This window comes from Candidatus Methylomirabilis sp., from assembly GCA_036000645.1.
Lineage (GTDB): Bacteria > Methylomirabilota > Methylomirabilia > Methylomirabilales > JACPAU01 > JACPAU01.
The window spans coordinates 1-23,598 of record DASYVA010000211.1; the positions used below are offsets into that span (position 1 = coordinate 1).

A 23,598-nucleotide genomic window follows, 5' to 3' on the forward strand; every position below is an offset into this window, starting at 1 on the left:
TCTTCACCCGGCAGTTCGCCACCATGATCGACGCGGGCCTCCCCCTGGTCCAGTGCCTGGAGATCCTGTCTACCCAGCAGCCCAACAAGATCTTCAAGAAGGCGCTCCAGGAGATCCGGCAGGACGTCGAAGGGGGCTCGACCTTCGCCAACGCCCTGAAGAAACAGCCGAAGGTCTTCAACCATCTCTACACGAACATGGTAGAAGCGGGCGAGGCGGGGGGCATCCTGGACACGATCCTGAACCGGCTGGCGGCCTACATCGAGAAGGCCATGACCCTGAAGCGCCGGGTCAAGTCGGCCCTGATCTATCCGACCACCATCGTGAGCGTGGCGGTGGCGGTGGTAGTCTTCCTGCTCATCTTCGTCATCCCGACCTTCAAGTCCATGTTCGAGGGATTCGGGGCCACCCTCCCGCTTCCGACCCGGGTCATCCTGGAGGCCAGCCGCCTCATGACGACGTACTGGTACATCATGGCGGGGGGGCTGGTGACGAGCATCGTGGGGCTCCGCTACTACTACAAGACGCCCAACGGGCGGAGGGTCATCGACTCGCTGCTCCTGAAGGCCCCGGTCTTCGGGGAACTGATCCGCAAGGTGGCGGTGGCCAAGTTCACCCGAACGCTGGGCACCCTCATCTCGAGCGGCGTGGCCATCCTGGACGGCCTGGAGATTACCGCCCGGACCGCGGGAAACAAGGTCGTGGAGGAGGCGGTGATGCGGACGAGAGCCAGCATCGCCGAGGGAAAGACCATCGCCGAGCCGCTGAAGGCGTCGAAGGTCTTCCCGCCCATGGTCGTCTCGATGATCGCCGTGGGAGAGCAGACGGGCGCGCTGGACTCCATGCTGAGCAAGATCGCGGACTTCTACGACGAGGAGGTGGATGTGGCCGTCGCCAACCTCACCGCCTTGTTGGAGCCGATGCTGATGGTGTTCCTGGGGATCGTGATCGGCGGTGTCGTCATCGCCATGTATCTGCCCATCTTCAAGCTGATCACGGTCCTCGGCCGCTAGACGCGCCGGCTGCGGGCCGGGGGTACCGGGGAGGCGGCCGGCGGCCGCCTCTTCCGGTCTCGGGGGAACAATGGGGACGCCGGGGGACCGGGGCACCTCGCGGGAGGAGATGCTGACGCGCCTGAAATGGCTCGTCGGCCTCCGCCTCGCCGTGGTGACCCTCTTCCTGGGGTCAGCGGTGATAATCCAGCTGCGGACGGAGCCCCCCTTTCCGCCCGAGCCGCTGTTCGCCATCATCGCCTTCGTTTTCCTCCTCAGCCTCTTGTACTCGGTCGCCCTCCCCCGAGTCGGAAACCTCGTCTTCTTCTGCTTCTGTCAGGTCGCGGTGGATATCCTGGTCAGCACCGGCCTGGTCCATGTCTCGGGAGGGAAGGACAGCCCCTTCACCTTCGTCTACATCTTCCCGATCTTCGCCGCCGCCACTCTCCTCGGGCGGCGGGGCGGGCTGGGAATGGCCGGTCTGGCCAGCATCCTGTACGGCGGCCTCATCAACCTGGAGTTCTACGGGGTCCTGTCACCGGTCGTGACCGGGGCGCCCCCCCGCCCCCAGACGTACCTGGTCTTCCAGGTCTTCATCAACATCTCCGGCTTCTTCCTGGTGGCCCTCCTGAGCAGCCACCTGGCGGAGCGCCTGCGGGAGACGGCCCGCCGCCTAGAGGAGCAGAGCCTCGATCTCCGCACGCTCGAGTCGCTGCACCGGGACGTCGTGGCCAGCGTTCCCAGCGGCCTGATGACCCTGGACCCGGCCGGTCGGGTCGTTGCCTTCAACCGTGCCGCCGAGGCCATCACGGGATATACGGAGGCCCAGGTGCGGGACCGGTCGTACGAGGCGGCCGGGTTCAGCGAGGTCCCCGGCGTGACGGCCTTCGTCGCGGGGGGCGGCCCGCCGCCGGCGGTGGCGGGGGGGGAGGTGACGGTTGTGCGGCAGGACGGCGGCCGCATCCCGGTGGGGATCAGCCTCTCCCCCCTCTGGGACCAGGAGGGGCGGGTGTTGGGCCTGGTGGCGGTCTTCCAGGACCTGTCGGAGAAGAAGCGGATCGAGGAGCAGCTCCGCCGGGCCGACCGCCTGGCGGTCGTGGGGCAGCTCGCGGCCAGCATCGCCCACGAGATCCGGAACCCCCTGGCCGCCATCAGTGGCTCCATCCAGGTCCTGCAGGAGGAGTTGCAGCCCCACGGGCAGAGCCGCCAGTTGCTGGACATCATTCTGCGGGAGGCGGACCGGCTCAAACTCATCACCGGCCAGTTCCTGGACTTTGTCCGGCCCCGGACCCCGCTGCGGAAGGAGTGCGAGCTCGTGACGTGCCTCGAGGAGACCGTGCTTCTCCTCCGGCAGGGGGAGCGGACCGGGGCCGAGGTGGTCGTGGGCTTCGCTCCGTCGGAGGCGCCGGTGGTGGTGGCGGCGGATGAGGACCAGCTCCGCCAGGTGTTTTGGAACATCTCCCTCAACGCCGTCCAGGCGATGCCGGAGGGCGGGACGCTCCGGATCGAGCTCCGGGACCACCCGGGAGACCCGGAGGCCGCCGCGGTGGCCGTGGAGTTCTCCGACACGGGCGGCGGGATCCGGCCGGAGGACCTGGACCGCATCTTCGAGCCCTTCTTCACCACCAAGGAGAGCGGCACAGGCCTCGGGCTCTCCATCGCCCGGCGGGTCGTGGAAGAGCTGGGCGGGCGGATCGAGGTAGAGAACCGACCGGGCGAGGGGGCGACCTTCCGGGTCCTCCTCAAGCGCCTGGCCTGAAGGGGAGCAGCGGCCCATGGGAAGCGGCAAGGACAGCGGCGCCCGCATCCTGGTGGTGGACGATGAGCCCGGGATGCGGGACTTCCTCACGATCCTCCTTCAGCGGGAGGGCCACCAGGTGGTGGCGGCGGCAAACGGCAAGGACGCGTTGCGCCTCGCCCGCGGGAGCCGTTTCGACCTGGTCATCTCGGACATCCGGATGCCCCACCTGGACGGCGTCGGCCTCCTGGGCGGGCTGCGGGACGTGGATCCCGAGATCCCGGTCATCCTCATCACGGCCTTTGCGTCGGCCTCCTCCACCATCGACGCGATGCAACAGGGCGCCTTCGACTACGTCACCAAGCCCTTCAAGGTGGAAGAGATCAAAGGGGTGGTGACCCGGGCCCTCGAGGCTCAGCGGTTGCGGGCGGCGGCGGCGGCCTCGCCGGAGCCTGCGAGGGAGGCGGCGCCGGCCATCGAGGGCCTGGTCGGGCGGAGCCCGAAGATGGTGGAGGTCTACAAGGTCATCAGCAAGGTGGCTAACGTGGCGGGGACCGTCCTCATCACGGGCGAGAGCGGAACGGGCAAGGAGCTGGTGGCGCGGACCCTTCACCGGCATTCCGACCGGGCCACGAAGCCTTTCATGGCCATCAACTGCGGGGCCATCCCGGAGCAACTCCTGGAAAGTGAGCTGTTCGGCCACGTCAAGGGGGCCTTCACGGGGGCCGTCGTGAACAAGGCCGGCCTCCTCGAGGTGGCCCACGGCGGCAGCCTCCTCCTGGACGAGGTGGCGGAGATGAGCCTGCCGCTACAGGTCAAGCTCCTCCGGGTCCTGCAGGACCGGCTCATCCGGCGGGTGGGGGGGACGGAGGATATCGGGGTGGATGTGCGCCTCATCGCTGCCACCAACAAGCAGCTCCAGGACCTGATCCGGAAGGGGACCTTCCGGGAAGACCTCTTCTACCGGCTGAACGTGATTCCGATCCACCTGCCCCCCTTGCGAGAGCGGCCCGAGGATATCCCGCTGCTGGTGGGGAGCTTCGTCAGCCGCTTTTGCCAGCAGAACCGCCTGGCCGTGAAGCCGATCAGCGAGGAGGCGATGGGCCTCCTCAGCCGGTACCCCTGGCCGGGGAACGTCCGGGAACTGGAGAACGCCCTGGAGCGGGCCATCGCGCTCGAGCAGTCGGACGTCCTGACGGCGGGGAGCCTGCCGGAGGAGATCCGCACCTGGCAGCCGAGCGAGGCGGCTCCCGCCGCGACCCTGGCCCCCCCCGCGATTCCCCCCGAGGGCCTCAACCTGGAGGATGTGGTCTCCCAGGTGGAGCGGAAGCTCCTCCTGGAGGCCCTCGAGAAAGCGGGCGGGGTGCAGACCAAGGCGGCGCAAATCCTGGGGATCAACTTCCGGTCGTTCCGCTACCGCCTCAAGAAATACGGTCTGGAGCGCCCGCGGGGCCCCTCGGCCCGGGTGGAGCGGCCCGCGGGCGAGGCGTAGGGACGCCCCCCCGTGCCCCGAGCCCTCCGTCTGGCCCTCCTGGCGGTCGCCGTCGCGCTTCCTCTGCTGCAGGCGGGGCTCCATCCCGCGGCGCAGCCCCTCCTGCCAGCGGTGCTGGGGATCCTCACGCTGGTCGCGCTGGCAGCCGGTGTCCTTCCCGGCGATTCCCCCCTGTTTCGCCCCCGCTGGCCGTTCCTCCTGGCGCTCCTCCTGCTCCTGGCCTCCGCCTGGCGGTCCGTGTATCTGGAGCTCACGCTGCAGACCCTCCTCCTGTACGCGGCGTACCTGTTGGCGGGGCTCCTCGCCTTCCATCTGTACCCGCTCCCCCCGCACCGGGTGGCCCTCGCCGGGGCCCTGGTCGCCGGCGGGCTCCTCGCGGGCGCGGCGGCGCTCCTCGCCTACCTCCAGGCGCCCGCGGGCTCGCTCTACGGCTCCGCCCTGTGGGGGACCTTTCCCACCAGTAACGCCCTGGGCGGCTATCTGCTCCTGGGGGCCTTCTGCGCCGGAGGACTGGCGGTCGCCGCGCGCGGGCGCATCGAGCGGTGGGGGTGGGGGTCGAGCGCCGTCCTGCTGGCGGCCGCTCTGGTCGGGACCCGCTCCCGGGGCGGAATCCTGGCGGCAGGCGTAGGCCTCCTCTGGTGGGGCGCCGGCGCGGCGCGTACCGCGCCGGGACGGAGAGGGCGGATGGTCGGGGTCGCGGCAGCGGCGGCCCTCTGCCTCGCGGTCGGTGTGGCCCTGTGGGAGGGCCCGGGGAGCCTTGCCCGATGGGCGAGCCTTCCCTGGGCCCTCACCGGCAGCACCTCTGAGCCCTCCTTCCGCTGGCGCCAGCTCATCTACACCTGGTCGCTGGCGATCATCCGGGATCATCCACTTCTGGGGATGGGGCCCGGGACCTTCCCCCTCGTCTTGGGCCAGTACCAGCAGGTCCCGTACGTGACCGGGCGCTACGCCCACAACGCCTGGGTGGAGCTCGCCGCTGAGACGGGGATCCCCTTCGCGCTCCTGCTCCTCGCGGGCTTCGCCCTGAGCCTCCGCCAGGCCCTCCGGGCTCTCCGCGCGGCCGGGCCGGAGCGCCCCCTCCTGCTCGGGATCACCGCCGCCCTCCTGGCCTCGGCGACGCATGCCCTCCTCGATGTGGACTGGAGCCTCCCGGCCATTGCGCTTCCCGTCTGTCTCCTGTTGGGGGCCCTGTGGGCAGCGGCGCGAGACGGAAGCTGGACGGTCGAAGGGGGTCCCCGGATCCCCGCGCGAACCCTGCAGGGCGCCGCCGCGCTCGTCGCGCTGACGGCATTCCTGTTGGGAGCGACCCGCTCCTTCGCCGTCTCCCTTCAGCAGGAGGGGCGTGCGGCATTCGCCCAGGGGGCGTTGGGGGAGGCGGAGGGGGCCTTTCGGGCGGCGCGGCGCCTGAACCCCGCCTGGTACGCGCCGCGATACTGGCTGGCGGAGGTGGCCATGCGGCGGGGGAAGGCTCAGGAGGCGGTGGCGGAGGCCGCGGCTGCGGCACGACTCAACCCGGCCGACGGGGGGGCGGCCTTCCACCTGGGGCGCATGCTGTGGGCGGCGGGTCGTCTCGAGGAGGCGGAGGCCGCTCTTCGCCGGGCCGTCGCCCTGGACCCGGCATCCGGCCTCAATCTGTACGGGACGCTCGGCGATTTCTTCGTCGCCACGGGCCGGCCGGGGGAGGCCCTCCGCTGGTACCGGCGCGCGACTGAAGTGTTCCTCCCCTCCCTGGTCCGGACATCCGAGGCCCGCTGCCTCGCCCCGGGCGATCGGTACCTCCTCGGCCACATCCTTGGGCGGATGGCTGCGCTGCTTCAGCGCGATGGCCAGATGGCCGAGGCGGACGTTGCGGCCCGGGAGGGCGCGGCTCTCCTCGCCCCGGCAACAGATGGGATCTGCTCCGGATTCTCCGCGCCGGGCCAGGGGTCCCCCGAGGCGACCATCGTCAGCTACTGGGCGGCCCGGGCGCAGGGCGGAACAGCGCCTCCTCGCCTCTTCGCCGGGGGCGTGACCGACTGGCATCGGCCCCTGAACGGTCCCGCAGAAGTCCGGGTCAGCCGCATCCTGGCCCTGGCCGCCTCGGAGACCGCGGCCGAGGTGCGCTACGAGCTCGAGATTGCCAGGCCGGGTGGTCGCCTGGTGCGTGTCCTGGCGGCCGACCGTCTGGTCGTGGAGAGGGGGGCCTGGGTCCTGTCTGCGCCCGCCCCCCTCCCCGGGGGCTGACAAAGACCGTCACCCGCTTGCAAAAAAGGGAGAGCTTTCGCGGTCAGGCCCATGGGGGAGCCCGGCGGCGGGCGGTGACGGCCCTGGCATCCTCCCCGGGCGATTAGCTGTAAGTGCTTGAAAAAAAGTGATTCCTCGATGCTGCGACGATAGTCGAAGATGGGAGGCGGTGTGTACGGGCCGGCGCTAGCCCGGTGGCATACCCCTTGCTTACTCCAGGCGCCAGACACTCAACCCGAAGGAGGTGAGACCAGATGCTGAACGCACTCAGAAAGAAAGCCAAGGGGTTCACGCTCATCGAGCTTCTGATTGTCGTGGCCATCATCGGGATCCTCGCGGCCATCGCCATTCCGAACCTGTTGAGCGCGCGGCGGCGGGCCAACTACTCGCGGTCGGCCTCGGACACGAAGACGGCGGTCACCCAGTCGATCGTCTACCAGAACGACTACTCCGTGTACCCGGGGACGCTCTCCGTCCTACGGACCACGGGGTACGCGAACGTTCAGGACAACGATCCGTGGGGCCAGGCCTACATCGTGTCGGCCCTCTTCGCGGACACCAGCCTCCCGCTCACCGCGGGAACTCAGGTGCACGTCTGCAGCTTGGGGCCTACGGGTGCTGACCCGACCGGCGTGTGCGTCGCGGCCGATATGACCACGACCCCGGCCAGCGGCACAGTCAGCGGGAGCGTTGGCTACTCGGCGACCTACGGCTCGTGGATGGGACAGTAACCTTTTCCCCTTCGGGGCAGGCAGCCGGTGAGGCTGCCTGCCCTCTTTTTATTTCCGCAGGGTTGGGCCGGAAGCCAAAAAGCCGTTGGCATAGTCCTTGCTGCATGTTATGGATATCGCTGGAACAGGAGGGGTATGCCCAGTTTCCGGTGGGAACCAGCGAGGGAGGCCCGGGAGGCATGCGGCAGCGGAAGCGCCTCGGCAGCAGGGGCTTCACCCTGATCGAGCTCCTGATCGCCGTGGCCATCATCGGGATCCTGGCCGCCATCGCCCTGCCGAACCTGCAGGGCGCCCGGCGGCGGGCACAGTATACGCGGGCCGCCACGGACACGAAGACGGCGGTGACGCAGGCCGTCGTCTACCAGAACGACTTCAGTGTGTTCCCGGGCACAATCGCGAGCCTCCGGATGACCGGGTACGCGAACGTCTCGGATCTCGACCCGTGGGGGAACGCCTGGGTTACCTCGAACCTCTTCGACGATACCACCCTCCCGCTCACGGCTGGAGTCGAGGTACACGTCTGCAGCCCGGGGCCCAGCGGGACGGATCCCACCGGCGCGTGCGTGAAGGCCGATTTGATGGGTATCCCCGCCGGCGGGACCCTCGACGGGGGGGTTGGCTACTCCGGGGTCTACGGCTCGTGGCAGGGAAAGTAAGGGATCGGTACGGCAGCCGCGACGCCATTCTCGAGCGCGGGGGGGATCCTCGCCCCCCCCTTTTGGTTCCCGGCTGACGCGCCGCTCCTCGAGACCTTGGTCCCTGGATTCCCATCGGTGCTGTTTCCGGTGTCGAGAGACGCATGAATGGCATCGCCATTCGCGCTGAGGGGCTGACCAAGGACTACCGGACGGGTTTCTGGCGCCGCCGGGTCCGGGTTCTGCAGGAATTGAACCTGCAGATTCAGGCCGGGGAGGTCTTCGGTTTCCTCGGCCCCAACGGAGCCGGCAAGACCACCACCCTCAAACTCCTCACCGGCCTCATCCACCCGACCGCCGGGTCCGCCACGGTCCTGGGGGAGCCAGCGGGGAGCGTGCGGGTGAAGGCCAGGATCGGCTTCCTTCCCGAGAATCCCTACTTCTACGACTACCTCACGGGGGCGGAATACCTGGACTACTGCGGGGCGCTGGCCGGGTTGCCCCGGACGGTCCGGCGGGATCGGGTGAGGTCCCTCCTGGAGCAGGTGGGGCTCCCGGGGCAGGGACGACTGCAGCTTCGCAAGTACTCCAAGGGAATGCTCCAGCGGATCGGGCTGGCCCAGGCCCTCATCAACGAGCCGGCCGTCCTCTTCCTGGACGAGCCCATGTCGGGCCTGGACCCCGTCGGCCGCAAGGAGGTCCGGGATCTGATCCTTCACCTGCGGGAGCAGGGCCGGACCGTCTTCTTTTCAACGCACATCATTCCGGATGTGGAGATGGTGTGCGACCGGGTGGGGATCATCCTGGCGGGCCGCCTCGCGGCGGTAGGGCAGGTGGAAGAGCTCCTGGGGAGCCCGCTCGAGCAGATCGAGGTGACCGCCTCGAGCCTGTCGCCCGAGGCGACTGCGGCCCTCGCGACGCGGAGTGTGACCCCGCCGGTCCGGAGCGGGGACCGGATCCTCGTGAGCGTGAAAGGGGAGGAAGAGCTGGGGCAGGTTCTCGGGACGATCCTGCAAGCAGGAGGGCGACTCCACAGCGTCGTCCCCCACCGCCGCACCCTGGAGGAGGTCTTCCTGGAGCGGATCCGGGGGGGGAGCCGGTGAAGATCGCCGCCATCGCCTTCAACACCTTCCGGGAGGCCATCCGGGACCGGATCCTGTACAGCCTCCTGGCCTTCGCGCTGGCCATGCTCGGGGGCTCCGTCATCCTCAGCACGCTGAGCGTGGGCGGGGAGGCCAGGATCATCAAGGACCTCGGGCTTGCCGCCATCGGGCTCGTGGGCACCCTGATCGCGGTCTTCATCGGGGTGGGGCTCGTGTACAAAGAGGTCGAGCGCCGGACCCTCTACACCATCATCACGAAGCCAATCCGCCGCCTGGACTTCATCGTGGGGAAGTTCCTGGGCCTGGGCCTGACGCTGGCTGTCAGCGTGGCCATCATGGCCGTCGGCCTGCTGCTCCTGGCCTCGCCGATCGAGGCTCGCCTCACCTGGGAGCTGCTGCTCCCGGTGGCCCTGACCTTCCTCAAGCTCATGGTGGTGACCGCCATCGCCGTCCTGTTCTCGACCTTCTCCACGCCTACCCTGAGCGCCATCTTTACCCTCGCTCTGGTCGTGGTGGGGAGTCTGGCCGAGGACCTGAAGCTCTTCGCCTCGACCTTTGGCGGGCCCGTTCTCCAGACGGCGCTGGTCGCCCTGTATCTTGTCCTCCCGAACCTGGCGACCCTGGACATCGGGGGGAGGGTCGTGCACGGTCTGCCGGTCCCGGCGGCCGCCGCCGGCCTGGCCGCGGCCTACGCTCTCACCTACGTGGCCGCCCTCCTGGCCGCAGCCGTCTGGATCTTCCAGTACCGGGATTTCAAATAATGCGGATCCGGTTCTCGACCACGTGCTTATGCGTCCTGCTCGCAGCCACCACCGCCGCGGCGGGGCTCCTGGAGGCCCTCCAGGGATTCCGGCCCGGCATGGCCACGGAGGCGGAGACCCCTTGGCTCCCCCCGGCCGCCGCGGTGCGGCCGCTCTTCCTCGGCTATCACGCCCTGGCGGCCGACCTGTTCTGGATCCGCACGGTCCAGTACTTCGGGGGGCACATCCAGACCGACCGACAATTCCCGCACCTGTACCGGCTGGTGGACCTGACGACCAGCCTGGACCCTCACTTCGTGGATGCGTACCAACTGGGTGGCCTCTTCCTTTCCATCGGCCGGGTCTACCCCGAGGCCGCCGCCATCTACCGGAAGGGGATCGAGCACAATCCGGACCGCTGGGAGCTGCCTCACGACCTGGCCCGGATGTACTTCCTGGATCTGGGGGACGTCCCCGCCGCCCTGGAGTGGTTCGAGCGCACGAACGCGTTGCCGGGTCGCCCCCACTATGTGCCTCGCCTGGTGGCGCGGCTGCGGGCGCGTGCGGGGCTGGTCGAGGCCGCCTTGGAGATGTGGGAGCGGCTCCGGGATACGACGGACAACGCGTGGGTCCGCGAAGCAGCCAAGCGGGAGATCCGGAAGCTCCAGGCCCGCCAGCGCGGGGAGGCCGGAGCGGCTCCGCCCGTCGCTCGCCCGGGAGAGCGAGGAGGAAATTGAAGGTCGAGGGATGCCTTTCCCACGCCGGTTCCCCCGGCGCGGACCTTTCCCAGAGGCCGGGAGTGGCCGCCGCGACGGTGGCGCTCGCGGCGGTGGCCACCTACATCCTGACGCTGGGCTACGAGTTCGCCTTCGACGATCACCTGGTCATTCCGGCCGGCTGGCAGGTGGGGGCGGGCTCCCCGCTCGAGGTTCTGCGGGCCCCGGTCCGCGCGGGCGAGGTCGTCCTCGTCTATTTCCGGCCCCTGACCGCGCTGACCTACTGGCTCGACGGATTCCTCTGGCAGGGGAACCCCGGCGGCTTCCACCTGACGAACCTCCTGTTGCACGCCCTGGTCAGTGTGCTGGTCCTGGAGCTCGCGCGGCGCCTCCTCCCTGTCGGGCCCGCGCCGCTCCTGGCCGGCCTCCTCTTCGCCGTCCATCCGGTCCACGTGGAGGCGGTGGCCTGGGTCCAGGGCCGGGTGGATCTCCTGTCGGCGGCCGGGGTCCTGCTGGCCGTGCTGCTCGGCTCCGCGGGAGCCGAGGCCTCGGGGCACAGGCGGATCCTCCGCTGGGCGGCATCGGCCATCGCCTTCTTCCTCGCCCTCCTGGCGAAGGAGGTGGCGGTGGTGGCGCCGGTGCTGACTGCCCTCGTCCTGGCTACGCAGCCCGGTCGGGGAGGGTGGGCGCGGGTACGGGAAGGTCTGCCCCTCTTCGCCCTGCAGGGGGGGGCATTCCTCCTGTACCTCGGGCTCCGGACGGCGGCATTGCAGTCCCCCGCCCTCGGCCTGCTCGGCGGCCCGGCCCTCGCGGATCGGGTCCTCCTGGCCCTCAAGGTGGTGCCGGTCTCCCTGGGCCTCCTCCTCTGGCCCGTGGGCCTCAATCCCAAACACCACGTGGAGCCGCCCTCCGGGCTCCTCGACGGGGGGGTCTTTCTGGGGGCGGGGTTCCTGGCAGTGCTCGCCGGCCTGGGCTGGACCTGGGGGCGGCGGGTGCCGGGCCTGGGCCCAGGCCTCTCCTGGCTGGCACTGGCGTGGCTGCCAGCCTCCAACCTCATCCCCATCCGGGGCTTCGTTGTCGCCGAGCGGTACCTGTACCTCCCCTCGGTCGGGCTGTCCCTCGCGCTGGCGGGGGCGGCGGTGGCCGTCGTGGGAGTCGGCAGGCGGTGGCGGGCGGCGGGGGTCGCCGCCGCCGCCCTGCTCGTGACCCTCGGCAGCCTGGCCGCTGCCCAGGCGGGGCTCTGGCGGGACCCCCGGACCTTCTACGAGGGGCTCGTCCGCCGCAACCCGGACTCGGTCCTGGCCCACAACAACCTGGGGTCGGTCTACCTCGGCCTCGGAGAGGAGGCCCGGGCGGAAGTGGAGTTTCAGGAGGCCCTCCGGCTTCAGCCCGGTCACCCCGGCGCCCTGAACAATCTGGGCCTCTTGGCCCAGCGCCGCGGGGACCTGGCGGAGGCCCGGCGCCTCTACCGGGAGGCTCTGGCCGCCCGCCCGAGCCAGGCGGATGCCTGGAATAACCTGGGGACCCTCTACGAGGCGGAGGGGGACGTGGTGCGGGCCACCGCTGCGTACGGCGAGGCCGTTCGCCTGGATCCGGCGACGCCGCGCTTCCTGGCCAACCTGGCGGGGGTGCTCGCGGCCCAGGGAAGGCGGGACGAGGCGGCCGGCCTGCTCGAGCAGGCGATCAAGCTGGACCCCACAGTCCCGCGCTGGCGGACGGCGCTCGCCATCCTGCGGGGCGACGGGAAGCCGTAGGGGGGCGTGATGGCGGAAGCTGGCTCCGGGCCTCCCGTCCTGTCCGTCATCATCCCGGCCCTCAACGAGGCCGAGAACCTCCGGAGCCTCCTCCCGGCCCTGCAGGAGACCCTGGCCGGCCTCGGGGTCCGCTCCGAGGTGCTCGTGGCCGACGGGGGCTCGAGCGACACCACACCGGCAGTCGCCCGGGCCCTGGGGTCCTCTGTCGTCACCCAGGCGGTGCCGGGCTACGGGGGGGCCCTCCGGGCAGGCTTCGCCGCCGCCCGGGGGGACTACTTGCTCACCATGGATGGGGACTGGTCCCACGAGCCGGAGGTGATCCGCGCCCTCTGGGCCTCCCGCACCGGCGCCGACCTCCTCATCGCCTCCCGCTACATCCCGGGCGGGCGGGCGGAGATGGGATGGGTCCGCTGGGTTTTCAGCCGGGTCCTGAATGTCGCCTATCGCCGGATCCTGGATCTGCCGGTGCGAGACCTGAGCAGCGGGTTCCGCCTCTACCGGCGGCAGATCCTGGCAGAGATTGCGCCGCAGGCGACGGACTTCGACGTCTTGCAGGAGATCCTGGTGAAGGCGGTGGGGAGCGGGTTCACGGTGGGGGAGGTCCCCTTCCGGTTCCGGCCCCGGGGGGCGGGGCGGTCCCACGTCCGCCTCCTCCGGTTCGCCGCCGCCTACCTCCGGACCCTCTGGCGCATGTGGCAGCTCCGGAACTCGGTCGCCTCCGCCGACTACGACGCCCGCGCCTTCGACAGCCGGATCCCGGTCCAGCGCTACTGGCAGCGGCACCGGTATCGGATCATCCACGGCTTCCTGGAGGACAGGCGGAGCGTCCTGGACATCGGCTGCGGTTCCTCGCGGATCATCAGCGACCTGCCAGAAGGGGTGGGGCTGGACGTGGCGCTCCGCAAGCTCCGCTATCTCAAGCGCTATAAGGGACGGAGGGTGCAGGGGAGCATCCAGGCCCTTCCCTTCCGGGAGGCCGCCTTCCGGACCGTCATCTGCTCCGAGGTGATCGAGCACGTCCCGCCCGATCCGGAACTCTTCCGGGAGATGGTGCGCGTGCTCGCGCCGGGGGGGCTCCTGATCCTCGGGACGCCCGACTACAGCCGGTGGATCTGGCGGGTCATCGAGCGGGTTTACGGCTGGGTCCTCCCCGGGGCCTATGCGAAGGAGCACATCACCCGTTATCATGCTGCCGGGCTGCGCCAGCTCCTCCAGGCGATGGGGTGCCAGCTCCTGGAGGCCCGGTACGTCGGCTTCTCCGAGTGGATCGCGAAAAGCCGGAAGGTCGGGCCGTGTGCCTCCAGGCTCGCGATCCCGACCTGGGGGTGAGGGAGGATGACCGCGGTGACCGTGACGTTCGGCTTCCTCTTCGGGCTTGCCGTGGGCTCCTTCTGCAACGTCTGCATCCACCGGCTCCCCCAGCAGGAGAGCGTGATCTCCCCCCGCTCCCGCTGCCCGGCCTGCCGGACACCGATCCGCGCCCTGGACAACGTCCCCCTGCTCAGCTTCCTCTGGCTCCGGGGACGCTGCCGGGCCTGCGGGGCCCGCATCTCCTGGCGCTATCCCCTGGTGGAGTTCCTGACGGGGGGGCTGTTCGCCGCCGCCCTCGTGGCCTTCGGGCCGACCCTGGACGGCCTCGCGGCGGCGGTCCTGCTGGCCGGATTGGTGGTGGTGACCTTCGTGGACCTCGACCGGCAGGAGATCCCGGACGAGGTCACGCTCACCGGGCTGCCGGTCGGCCTGCTGGCCAGCCTCCTCACCGGGAAGCCTCCCTTCCCGGAGGCCCTGCTGGCGGCGCTCGGGGGTGTGGGGGCCCTCTACCTGTTGGCGGTGTACGGGGAGCTGGCCTTCAAGCGGGAGGTGCTCGGGGGCGGGGACGTGAAGCTGGCGGGGATGCTGGGAGCGTTCCTGGGGGGGCGCCACCTCCTGCTGGCCTTCTTCCTCGCCTGTCTGCTGGGGGGGCTCCTGGGGGGGCTGTTGCTGGCCACGGGACGAGCGGGCCGGGGGACGCTCCTCCCGTTCGGTCCCTTCCTGGCCTTCGGGGCCGCGGCCGCCCTGTTCTTCGGTGATGCCCTCTGGGCCTGGTACTGGGGCTGGCTGCGGTGAGGGAGGGGACGGCGTGAGGCGCTGGGGAGTCGGGCGGTTGGACTTCACGGCAAAGGTCCGCCTCTTCGCCCTCCTGAGTTTCTTTTTCCTCCTGGTGATCCTCCTGAGCGCCACCGTGCTCTTCGGCGAGGCGAACCGGCAGCTCGAACGGGAGTTGGAGGGGCGCCTGACGGCAGCGGCCCGCCTGGGAGGACAGCACCTGCAGGATCTCCTCCCGCGGCCGGGGGCGGGACCGGTTCCCGAGTTGCGGGCGAGGGTGCGGCGGCTGCTCCAGGGCTTGCAGCGGGACGCGGGGGTCGCTCGGCTGGCGTTGCTCCTGCCGGAGGGCCTGCTGGCCGAGACCCCGGATCCGGCGGACCGCCCGTCGTTTCGTCCCCCGCCCGAGGCCTGGCAGCCGCGCCTGGAGGCGGAGGGACGCGTCCCCCGCCTCCTCTTCACGGACTACTACTGGGCCGGTGACGGCTATTTCCGGACCCTCTTCTGGCCGCTGCGGGAGCCGGGGCAGCCCCCCTGGGCCCTGCTGGCAGTGGAGGAGCGGGCCGACTTCCTCGGGTTCCTGGACCGGGTCCGCTGGCTCCTCCCGGCGGTCTACCTGGCCGGGCTCGGAGGGGCGGCGCTCCTGGGGTGGCTCTTCCTGCAGACCGTCCTGCGCCCCTACGCCGCGCTGGCGTCGGCGGCCCGGGACCTCCAGGCCCTGACACCGGACCCGCTCCCGGAGGTGGGGGAGGGGGATGTCGAGTCGGTGCCCGGCCTCTTCCGGCGCCTCGTGGATCGGCTCCAGCGTCAGGAGGCGGAGCTATCCCGGCTCTATACTGGGGGCGACCGGCGCGGCGCCGCCGCGGTGGAGCAGTCCATCCTGGGGAGCATCACCAGCGGCGTCATCAGCGTCCGCCCCGACCTGACCCTGATGGTCTTCAACCGGCCCGCCCTCCAGATCTTCGGGCGCACGGAGGGGGAGGTCCTGGGCCGCCCCTGCCAGGACGTGTTCGGCCCCGCAGGCGCCATCACCCTGCTGGCGGCGGAGGCGCTCAGCACCGGCCAGACGCACTCGCGTCTGGAGCTCAGCGTGACCCGCCCGGAAGGGACCTCCCGATGGATCGGCCTGGCCTCCTCGGTGGTCCGGGACAGCCGGGGGGAGCCGGCCGGCGTGACCTTCCTCCTCACCGACCTGACCGAGGTGCGCCAGCTGCAGGAGCAGGTGACGCTCCAGCAGAGCCTGGCCAAGGTGGGGCAGCTCTCCGCCGGCATCGCCCACGAGGTCCGCAACGCCCTCGGGGCGATCCTGGGGTTCGCCAGGCTGCTGCAGAAGAACCTCTCGGCGGAGGATCCCCGTGGGGTGCACGTCCAGGCCATCATCGACGAGACCAATAGCCTGGAGGTGACCCTGCGCGACTTCCTGGTCTACGCGCGGCCGGTGCGCCTGCAGGTGGGGGCGGTTCGCGTGCGGGAGCTGGTGGAAGAGGCCCTGGACCCGTATCGGGGCCCGCTCCAGGAGGCCGGGATCACGTTGGCTTCCCGCCACGAGGTGGGGGAGATCCAGATCCAGGGGGACCGCACGGCCCTCCGGCAGGCCCTGGGCAACCTTATCCGCAACGCCCTGGAGGCCATGCCGCAGGGAGGACGCCTGGGGCTCGTGACCCGGCGCCTCCCGGAGGAACCCCAGGGAGACGGCGCGGGCCCGGTGGAGATCCGGGTGGAGGACACGGGGGGGGGGATCGCCCGCGAAGACGCGGCTCGCATCTTCACCCCCTTCTTCACGACGAAGGAGCAGGGGACCGGCCTCGGGCTGGCCCTGGCCCAGAAGGCGGTGGTGGCCCACGGTGGGCGCATCGAGGTCGAAAGCAGGCCCGGCGGCGGCACAACCTTTCGCATCGTCCTGCCCGCCACGCCGACGGCGGCGCGGGCCCGGGGGGAGGCGGCATGATCCTGGTGGTCGAGGATAAGCCCAGCATGCGCCGGATGCTCCGGGAAACGCTGGAGGGGGCCGGCTACAAGGTGGACGAGGCCGCGGACGGGGAGGAGGCCCTCAAGAAGCTCAGCCTCAACCACTACCAGCTCGTCCTCACCGACGTAAAGCTGCCCAAGAAGGACGGGCTGGCGGTCCTCCGGGCCGCGCGGGAGGTGGCCGGCAATCTGCCCGTGATCCTCATGACGGCCTACGGCACCGTCGAGAGCGCCGTCCAGGCGATGAAGGACGGGGCCGTGGACTTCCTGACCAAGCCCTTCGACAGCGACTACCTGCTCCGCCTGATCGAGCGGGCCCTGGAGCGGTATCGGCTCTATACCGAGAACCTGGTCCTGAAGGAGGGGGTCGCCGAGAAGATGGGCTTCCCCAAGATCGTGGGGGCGAGCCGGGCGATGCAGCAGGTGAGTGCCCTCATCCAGAAGGTGGCCCCAAGCAATGCCACCGCCCTGCTGCTCGGCGAGAGCGGAACCGGGAAGGAGCTCTTCGCCCGAGCCATCCATCAGATGGGCACGCGGGCCGGCCGGCCGTTCATCGCCATCAACTGCGCGGCCATCCCCGACACCCTGCTGGAGAACGAGCTGTTCGGGCATGAGAAGGGGGCGTACACCGGGGCCCAGGCCCAGAAACAGGGGAAGTTCGAGCTGGCCGACGGCGGGACCCTCTTCCTGGACGAGATCGGGGACCTGAGCCCGGCGGTCCAGGCGAAGCTCCTGCGGGTCCTCCAGGACGGCGCCTTCGAGCGGGTCGGCGGGACGAAGCCAATCCAGGTGGATGTCCGGATCATCGCCGCGACCAATACCGATCTGGCCCGGGCCGTCCGGGACCGGAAGTTCCGGGAAGACCTCTTCTTCCGCCTGAACGTCTTCCCCATCAGCATTCCGCCGCTCCGCGACCGGCCCGAGGACATTCCCATGCTGGTCACCCACTTCGTCTACCGGTTTGCCCAGGAGATGCGGAAGGAGATCCGGGAGGTGACCCCGGAGGCCCTGAAGGCGCTCATGGCCTACCCCTGGCCCGGGAATGTCCGGGAACTGGAGAACTTCATCGAGCGGGCCGTCATCCTGACCACGGGGCCGGCCCTCACCGTCCAGGACTTCGCCCTGGGGCTCAAGCGGGGGCGGGGGGAGCGGGAATCGGAGTTCCCCCTCACGGGGAGCCTCCACGAGGTCGGCGCGCGGGCCTCCGCGCGCGCCGAGCGGGACCTCATCGTCCGGACCCTGCAGGCGACCGGCGGCAACAAGTCCAAGGCGGCCGAGATGCTCCAGGTCTCCTACAAGACTCTCCTGAACAAGATCAAGGAGTTCGGCATCGAGGCCACGCCGGAGGAGCGCTGACGGGCGGGGAGGATGCGGGCGGTCATCCAGCGGGTCCGGGAGGCCTCCGTCCGGGTTGACGGGCAGGAGGTGGCCGCCATCGGCCCCGGCCTCCTCATCCTCCTCGGGGCAGGGCGCGCGGACACGATGGAGGCCGCCCGCTGGCTGGCGGGGAAGGTGGCGGAGCTGCGCATCTTCGAGGATGCCCAGGGGAAGATGAACCGCTCCCTCCACGAGGTGGGGGGCGCGGCCCTCGTCGTTTCCCAGTTCACGCTCTACGGGGACGCCCGGAAGGGGCGGCGGCCCTCCTTCACGGGCGCCGCCCCGCCGGAGGCGGCCGTCCCCCTGCTGCGGGTCTTCGTGGCCGAGCTGCGGGAGCGGGGCCTCCCGGTCCAGGAAGGGGTCTTCGGCGCGAAGATGCAGGTCCACCTCGTGAACGACGGCCCCGTCACCCTCCTGCTAGACACCGCGAACCGGTGAGGGGCTGGCCCCCTCTGCCTCCTGGGGTCCCATGGCCCTGGACATGCTGGTGGACGAGTACCTGACGGCACTGGCGGCGGAGCGCGGGGCGTCCCGCCATACCCGGGAGGCCTACGCGCGCGATCTGCGCCGCTACCTCGACTTTCTGGAGGGGCAGGGCCTCCGGAGCATCGCGACCATCCGCCCCGCGCACCTCCACACGTTCCTCGCCCGGCTGCAGGAGGAGGGGCTGACGGGGCGCTCGGCTGCCCGGGCCCTGTCGGCCGTCCGGGGCTTCCACCGGTTCCTCCTCGCGACCGGCCGGGCGGCCGAGGATCCCGCCGAGCTGGTCCGCCGGCCGCGCCCGATGCGCCGGCTGCCGCGCGTCCTGAGCCTCGCCGAGGTGGAGCGCCTGCTCGCCGCGCCCGAGACGCGCCGGCCAGCCGGCCTCCGCGATCGAGCGATGCTGGAGTTCCTCTATGCCACCGGCCTCAGGGTGAGCGAGCTCACCGGCCTTCGCCTCGGCGCGGTCAACCTGACGGCCGGCTTCGTCCGCACGGTGGGGAAGGGGGACCGGGAGCGGGTGATCCCGGTGGGGCGGGAGGCCTTGCGCTGGCTCCGGGAGTACCTGGCGCACGGCCGGCCGGCCCTCCTGAAGCGCCGGGAGAGTCCCACCCTCTTCGTCGGCCGGCGCGGCGCCGCCCTGACCCGTCAGGCCTGCTGGGCCCTCCTGAAGCGCCACGCGCGGCAGGCCGGGATCGGCCGGACCGTCTCCCCGCACACGCTCCGCCACTCCTTCGCCACCCACCTCCTGGAGCGCGGCGCCGACCTCCGGGCCGTCCAGATGATGCTGGGCCACGCCGACCTGGGGACCACCCAGATCTACACCCACGTCGCCCGCGCCCACCTGAAGGACATTCACCGGCGGTTCCACCCCCGGGCCTGATCGCCTTGACCCTGTCCGCGAGCGCATGGTATGGTGCGAGCAGGTGGCCGCGACCTCCGGGCCACTGCGGGAGGAAGTCACCCGTCACCGCGAGAAGGGGAACCCCATGAGCTGCCCCGTGCACCCGCGGGAGAAGGCGGTCGGGTACTGCGAGCTGTGTCGCCAGGAGGTGTGCGCCCTCTGCCTCGCCAGCGTGGCCACGCCCATGGATCTGGAGTGCCCGGGATGCGGAAACCTGGGGACAGTCTCCCTCTTCGAAACGCTCCGGTCCGTCGGGGCGGAGTGAGGAGGCCGGGCGGGTCGAGGTGAGGCGGCAGGAGGGCAGCGCCGCGCGGCAGGGGAGAAGGGGCACCGGTCCCCGGAGGGGGGCGGGTGCCCCTGCCGCTTCGGGAGGCGCCCCGCGCACCGGGGGGTCCCCCGTCGAAGGGTTGGCCCTCCTCGCCGATCCCCTCTACCGGTACGTCCAGTTTACGGTCCCCCGCGAAGCGGATCCCCGCGAGCCGACCGAGAAGGCCCTCATCGACAGCCCCTGGGTCCAGCGCCTCCGCTTCATCCATCAGCTTCAGAGCACGTGGTGGGTGTACCCGGCCGGCGAGCACAGCCGGTTCCAGCACTCCCTCGGCACCATGCACATGGCCGGCCGCTTCGCGGAGCAGCTCTACCCGAGCCTGGTGGAGGCGTGTCGCACGCTGGGGGGCCCCTGCCCCTCCTTCCCACTGCTGCACGCCACGCTCCGGGCGGCGGGCCTCCTCCATGATGTGGGGCACGGGCCCTTCAGTCACTTTTTCGACGAGCACTACCTCCAACCCCGCTTCAACGGGTTGACCCACGAGATCCTGGGGCAGCGGATCATCGTCCAGAAGCTCGGGGGGATCCTGCGCGGTCTCCGGCGGAGCCCGGCGGGGCCCTTCGGGCGCGGCGAGCGGGTGGATCCGCGGTGGGTGGCCTTCCTGATCCGCAAGCCGGCGGAGGAGGACGGACGGGGCGCCCCGCACTGGGTGCGGCTCCTCCGTCAGGTATTCTCCGGCATCTACACCGCCGACAACCTGGACTACATCCAGCGGGACGCCTACATGACCGGCTTCTCCCTCGACATGGTGGACACCGAGCGGCTCCTCTTCTACACCTTCGCCCACCCGAAGGGCCTCACCATCCACCGGGCCGGCCTCCCGGTCCTCATCCGGTTCCTCCAGGCCCGGGTGGCCATGTACTCCGACGTGTACTACCACCGGACGACCCGGGCCATGGACCTCCAGATGCGAGAGATCTTCGAGGAGACCATGGCAGAGCTCCTCCCCGAGGATCCGCGGCGGCGGCTCGACCGGTACCTGCAGATCACCGAATGGTTCCTTCTCCAAAAGGTGCAGGAGTGGGCGGCGCCGGGGCAGCGCGGGGTGACGTCCCGGCAGCGTGAGCTCGGGCGCCGCTGGCGGGACATCCTGGACCGGCGCGTCAAGTGGAAAATGGCCTATGATTACGTGGCCTCGATGAACGAGGCTCACCAGCTGATGGATTTCTGGAGACCGGACACGCTGAAGGAGGCGATCCGGCAGCAGCTCCCGCCGCGACTCCGCACCATGGCCTTCGAAGTGGATATGGCCACTCAGGATCCGCGCCCCCTGAATCCGCTCGCGGAGGGGGAGAAGAGGGTGCACGTCTACAACCCGGCCACGGGGGAGGTCTCCCCCAAGCCCCTTCGGGACTTTTTCAAGGACGTCCCGGCCAAGGTGGCCCACTACCGGGTCTTCGCGCCCGACCACCGGCACGACCGGGAATTGGCCGAGGCGGCGGAGCGGGCCCTGCGCGCGGGTCGCCCCGAGGCCTACGAGACCAACCTCTGAGGAGCGTGCCGCGGACGGGCGAGGCGCGGGGGCCAGCGGTGCGGGAACTCCAGCGACGGGTGGCGGCTTTCCGGGACGCGCGGGACTGGCGGCAGTTTCACGCGCCGAAGGACCTGGCCATCTCCATCGCCCTCGAGGCTGCCGAGCTGCTCGAGCACTTCCAGTGGAAGGACGAGGCCGCCGTGGCGGCGCACCTGGCGCGGCGGCGGGGGCGGGAGGCGGTCACCGCGGAAATGGCCGACGTCCTCCTGCTCCTCCTCTCCCTCGCGGATGTCCTCGGGGTGAACCTGAAGGGGGCGGCCCTCCGGAAGCTCCGGGTCAACGCCCGGAAGTATCCGGTGGCCCGGGCCCGCGGCACGGCGGCGAAGTACCATGCCCTCGCCGGGGCGAGCCGGATGAGGCGGGCGCGGTGACCCCTTCGGTCCTCCTCTTGGCCCTCCTGCTGGCCCCCCTGGCGGGCTGCAGCCCCGGGGCGGAACGCCTCGAGGCCGCGGCCATCGCCGCGGCGGCGGCGGGCGAGACGGACCGGGCGGCAGCCTGGGCGGCGCGGGCCGAACGGCAGGGGGCGCCGTCGCCGCTCGCGCTCCACGTGCGCCTCCTCCTGGGGGCGGGGCGCCTCGAGGAGGCGGTGGACACCTATCGCAGGGCGCCGGCGGGGCCGGGGCGGGAGGCACTCCTGCCGGCCATCTTCGCCGCGGCCCTGCGGGAGGCGCTGCTGCAGGGGGAGCGCGCCGTGCTGGAGGCGGGCCCCTTGCCGCCGGGGACCGGCGGCCCCCCGTGGGAGGCGCCGCTCCTGCGGCTTGCCCTCCAGAGCCCCGACCCGGCGGTGCGGGCCGCCGCGGCTCGCGGTCTCGGGGCGCGGCGGGATCCCGGCGCGCGGGCGCTCCTCCTGCCGCTCGCGGTGGACCGTCACCCCTTTGTCCGCGCCGCTGCGGCCGAGGCGCTCGCGCCGATGGGGCCGGCGGGCGCCGCGGCGGCGCGCGCAGGTCTCCGGGACCCGGACTGGACCGTCCGGGTAGCGGCCGCCGCCGCCCTCGTCACGGCCGGCGAGCCGGAAGCCCTCCCGGTCCTCCGGGAGGGTCTGGCCCAGCCGGACCCGTCGGTCAGGATGGCGGCGGCCCTGGGGCTGGCGCCCCTCCGGGACGGGGGGGTCGGGACGCTGCTCGCGGCACGACTCGCCGACCGCGACCCCTACGTCCGGGTGAGCGCCGCGGAGGCGCTGGCCCGGCGCGGAGAGCCGGCCGGGCGGGAGGCGCTGCATCGCGCCCTGCAGGCCCCGGACCGCTCGCTCGCCCTCTACGCCGCGGAGGTCCTGGCCATGCTGGGGGACGCGACCCCCCGCCCACTGCTCGCAGAGGTCCTGACGGATGCGGCTGCGCCGGCCGTCGTGCGCCTGTACGCCGCCTGGATCCTCGGGCGGCTCGGAGACGCAGCCGGCGCACCGGTGGCGGCGGCCTATCTCGGGGCGCGCGAGGCGCCGCTGCGGCTGCGGGCCGCCTGGACGCTCGGGGAGATCGGGGCACCCGCGGTGCGTCCCGCCCTCCTGCAGGCTCTGGGCGACCGGGACCCGGGCGTGTTGGCCCACGCCGCGCTTGCCCTCGCCAAGCTGGCCGGGCGGGTTCCGCCGGCAGGGACCTCGCCGCGACCTCTGCTATAATGGGAAGGTGGGCCGCGGGGGGCGGCCGCGGCCCGGGAGGAGACAGGGATGCCGCAGTCGATCGCCCCTGGGCACCCGCTCCGGCGCCTCTTGACGGGGCTCACGGAGCGGACCTTCTTCGAGGGCCTCGCCTGGCCTGACCCGGAGGTGACCGGGTATCTGGCCGAGCTGCTCACCGATTTCGCCCACGTGGACAATGTCTACAGGATCCGCAACGCGGCCGGGCAGCGGGTGGAGGAGGTGGCCGAGCTGCTGGCGGAGGGAGACCTCCTCCACCGGGCCAGCACCGTGGAGCGGGAGCGGGAAGTCCACAAGCACATCGGCGACTACACCCTCTTCATGACGGGGCTCTTCCCCGAGTTCCTCGCCCGCCAGGCCAAGGCCGGCCCGGCCATCTCTCGCGACGCCTTCCTCGACCACGTCCGGACCGGCAAGCACTCCTACTGGGTGGTGTCCGAGTTCATCCTCGGCTCCCACGGGGCGGCCGCCCCCCTCTTCCGCAAGCTGTCCGAGAACTTCGAGCTCTGCGTCTATGGCCTCGGCCACGTCCGGGCCGAGCTGGACCGCCTGCGCGATCCGGCCGTCCGCCGCGTCTGGGGCAGCCTGCTCGAGTAACCCCGGCCCCGCCGGGAGGAGGCCCCATGGGGCGCCGCCGCAGCGACGACGTGGACCTGGACGCTCTCCTGGACGCCCTGAAGAGCCTCTCCCTCGAGGGACGGCGCAGCCTCATCGCCTGGCTTCGCGGTCGGGCCATGCAGGCGCCGCCCGATGACGGGCATGCCATGGCCCGCCTGGCCGACCTCCTGGAGATGTTGCTGCAGTGAGGGCCGCCGGCGCTCCCCGCCCTCCCGCGACACCCCGCCGCATCATCCACGTGGACATGGACGCCTTCTTCGCCGCGGTGGAGCAGCGGGACCATCCGCCCACCCGCGGGCGGCCCGTCATCGTCGGGGCCGACCCGAAGGGCGGCAAGGGGCGCGGGGTCGTGGCCGCCTGCTCCTACGAGGCCCGGGCCTTCGGCATCCACTCGGCGATGCCCATCGGCCGGGCCTACCGCCTCTGCCCGCGGGCAGTCTTCCTCCCGGTCCGGATGGCGCGCTACCAGGAGGTCTCAGAACGCCTCTTCCGGATCTTCGGGCGCTACACCGACCTGGTCGAGGCCCTGAGCATTGACGAGGCCTTCCTC

The 23,598-nt window shown here is 71.3% G+C and carries 23 protein-coding genes; all 23 read left to right on the forward strand.

Annotation, left to right across the window (positions count from 1 at the left end; genetic code table 11):
- A partial coding sequence (locus VGT06_11685; GenBank protein HEV8663779.1) for a type II secretion system F family protein occupies window positions 1-1,013 on the forward strand: 1,013 nt, incomplete at its 5' end.
- Between the two features lie 109 nt (window positions 1,014-1,122).
- Window positions 1,123-2,751 carry an ATP-binding protein gene (locus VGT06_11690; GenBank protein ID HEV8663780.1) on the forward strand — a complete coding sequence of 543 codons (1,629 nt, stop codon included), beginning with the start codon at window positions 1,123-1,125 and terminating at the stop codon, window positions 2,749-2,751.
- Window positions 2,752-2,767: 16 nt separating this feature from the next.
- A complete protein-coding gene (locus VGT06_11695) occupies window positions 2,768-4,222 on the forward strand; it encodes a sigma-54 dependent transcriptional regulator (GenBank protein HEV8663781.1) in 1,455 nt (484 codons plus the stop codon).
- Between the two features lie 12 nt (window positions 4,223-4,234).
- On the forward strand, window positions 4,235-6,445 hold the full coding sequence (locus VGT06_11700; protein HEV8663782.1) for an O-antigen ligase family protein: 2,211 nt from the start codon (window positions 4,235-4,237) through the stop codon (window positions 6,443-6,445).
- Between the two features lie 254 nt (window positions 6,446-6,699).
- On the forward strand, window positions 6,700-7,176 hold the full coding sequence (locus VGT06_11705) for a prepilin-type N-terminal cleavage/methylation domain-containing protein (protein ID HEV8663783.1): 477 nt from the start codon (window positions 6,700-6,702) through the stop codon (window positions 7,174-7,176).
- A gap of 179 nt (window positions 7,177-7,355) precedes the next feature.
- Window positions 7,356-7,832, forward strand: coding sequence for a prepilin-type N-terminal cleavage/methylation domain-containing protein (locus tag VGT06_11710; GenBank protein ID HEV8663784.1), 477 nt, complete (start codon window positions 7,356-7,358; stop codon window positions 7,830-7,832).
- A 143-nt stretch (window positions 7,833-7,975) separates the two neighbouring features.
- Window positions 7,976-8,914: an ABC transporter ATP-binding protein gene (locus tag VGT06_11715; protein HEV8663785.1), complete on the forward strand. Its 939-nt coding sequence runs from the start codon at window positions 7,976-7,978 to the stop codon at window positions 8,912-8,914.
- Window positions 8,911-9,675, forward strand: a complete 765-nt coding sequence (locus tag VGT06_11720; protein HEV8663786.1) for an ABC transporter permease — start codon at window positions 8,911-8,913, stop codon at window positions 9,673-9,675. The genes VGT06_11715 and VGT06_11720 overlap by 4 nt, the downstream gene beginning before the upstream one ends.
- Window positions 9,675-10,391: a tetratricopeptide repeat protein gene (locus tag VGT06_11725; protein ID HEV8663787.1), complete on the forward strand. Its 717-nt coding sequence runs from the start codon at window positions 9,675-9,677 to the stop codon at window positions 10,389-10,391. The genes VGT06_11720 and VGT06_11725 overlap by 1 nt, the downstream gene beginning before the upstream one ends.
- A gap of 62 nt (window positions 10,392-10,453) precedes the next feature.
- Complete coding sequence (locus VGT06_11730) at window positions 10,454-12,124, forward strand: tetratricopeptide repeat protein (protein HEV8663788.1); 1,671 nt, start codon at window positions 10,454-10,456, stop codon at window positions 12,122-12,124.
- A gap of 9 nt (window positions 12,125-12,133) precedes the next feature.
- Window positions 12,134-13,453: a glycosyltransferase gene (locus tag VGT06_11735; protein HEV8663789.1), complete on the forward strand. Its 1,320-nt coding sequence runs from the start codon at window positions 12,134-12,136 to the stop codon at window positions 13,451-13,453.
- A gap of 6 nt (window positions 13,454-13,459) precedes the next feature.
- Window positions 13,460-14,230, forward strand: coding sequence for a prepilin peptidase (locus tag VGT06_11740; protein ID HEV8663790.1), 771 nt, complete (start codon window positions 13,460-13,462; stop codon window positions 14,228-14,230).
- Window positions 14,231-14,243: 13 nt separating this feature from the next.
- Window positions 14,244-16,154: an ATP-binding protein gene (locus tag VGT06_11745; GenBank protein HEV8663791.1), complete on the forward strand. Its 1,911-nt coding sequence runs from the start codon at window positions 14,244-14,246 to the stop codon at window positions 16,152-16,154.
- Window positions 16,151-17,530 (forward strand): sigma-54 dependent transcriptional regulator, encoded by a 1,380-nt coding sequence (locus VGT06_11750; protein HEV8663792.1) that lies wholly within the window; start codon window positions 16,151-16,153, stop codon window positions 17,528-17,530. Before VGT06_11745 ends, VGT06_11750 begins: the two co-directional genes overlap by 4 nt.
- Before the next feature lie 12 nt (window positions 17,531-17,542).
- Window positions 17,543-17,989, forward strand: coding sequence for a D-aminoacyl-tRNA deacylase (gene dtd / locus VGT06_11755; GenBank protein ID HEV8663793.1), 447 nt, complete (start codon window positions 17,543-17,545; stop codon window positions 17,987-17,989).
- 37 nt (window positions 17,990-18,026) lie between these two features.
- Complete coding sequence (gene xerD, locus VGT06_11760; GenBank protein HEV8663794.1) at window positions 18,027-18,914, forward strand: site-specific tyrosine recombinase XerD; 888 nt, start codon at window positions 18,027-18,029, stop codon at window positions 18,912-18,914.
- Window positions 18,915-19,020: 106 nt separating this feature from the next.
- Window positions 19,021-19,200: a B-box zinc finger protein gene (locus VGT06_11765; GenBank protein HEV8663795.1), complete on the forward strand. Its 180-nt coding sequence runs from the start codon at window positions 19,021-19,023 to the stop codon at window positions 19,198-19,200.
- A 142-nt stretch (window positions 19,201-19,342) separates the two neighbouring features.
- The gene (locus VGT06_11770; GenBank protein ID HEV8663796.1) at window positions 19,343-20,755 is read left to right on the forward strand and encodes an HD domain-containing protein; all 1,413 of its coding nucleotides are present in this window, start codon (window positions 19,343-19,345) and stop codon (window positions 20,753-20,755) included.
- A 5-nt stretch (window positions 20,756-20,760) separates the two neighbouring features.
- Window positions 20,761-21,168, forward strand: coding sequence for a MazG-like family protein (locus tag VGT06_11775; protein ID HEV8663797.1), 408 nt, complete (start codon window positions 20,761-20,763; stop codon window positions 21,166-21,168).
- On the forward strand, window positions 21,165-22,412 hold the full coding sequence (locus tag VGT06_11780) for a HEAT repeat domain-containing protein (GenBank protein HEV8663798.1): 1,248 nt from the start codon (window positions 21,165-21,167) through the stop codon (window positions 22,410-22,412). The genes VGT06_11775 and VGT06_11780 overlap by 4 nt, the downstream gene beginning before the upstream one ends.
- 48 nt (window positions 22,413-22,460) lie before the next feature.
- The gene (locus VGT06_11785) at window positions 22,461-23,027 is read left to right on the forward strand and encodes a hypothetical protein (GenBank protein HEV8663799.1); all 567 of its coding nucleotides are present in this window, start codon (window positions 22,461-22,463) and stop codon (window positions 23,025-23,027) included.
- A 26-nt stretch (window positions 23,028-23,053) separates the two neighbouring features.
- Window positions 23,054-23,236, forward strand: coding sequence for a hypothetical protein (locus VGT06_11790; protein ID HEV8663800.1), 183 nt, complete (start codon window positions 23,054-23,056; stop codon window positions 23,234-23,236).
- A gap of 56 nt (window positions 23,237-23,292) precedes the next feature.
- Window positions 23,293-23,598: DNA polymerase IV (locus tag VGT06_11795; protein ID HEV8663801.1), on the forward strand; the 306-nt coding region annotated here is incomplete at its 3' end.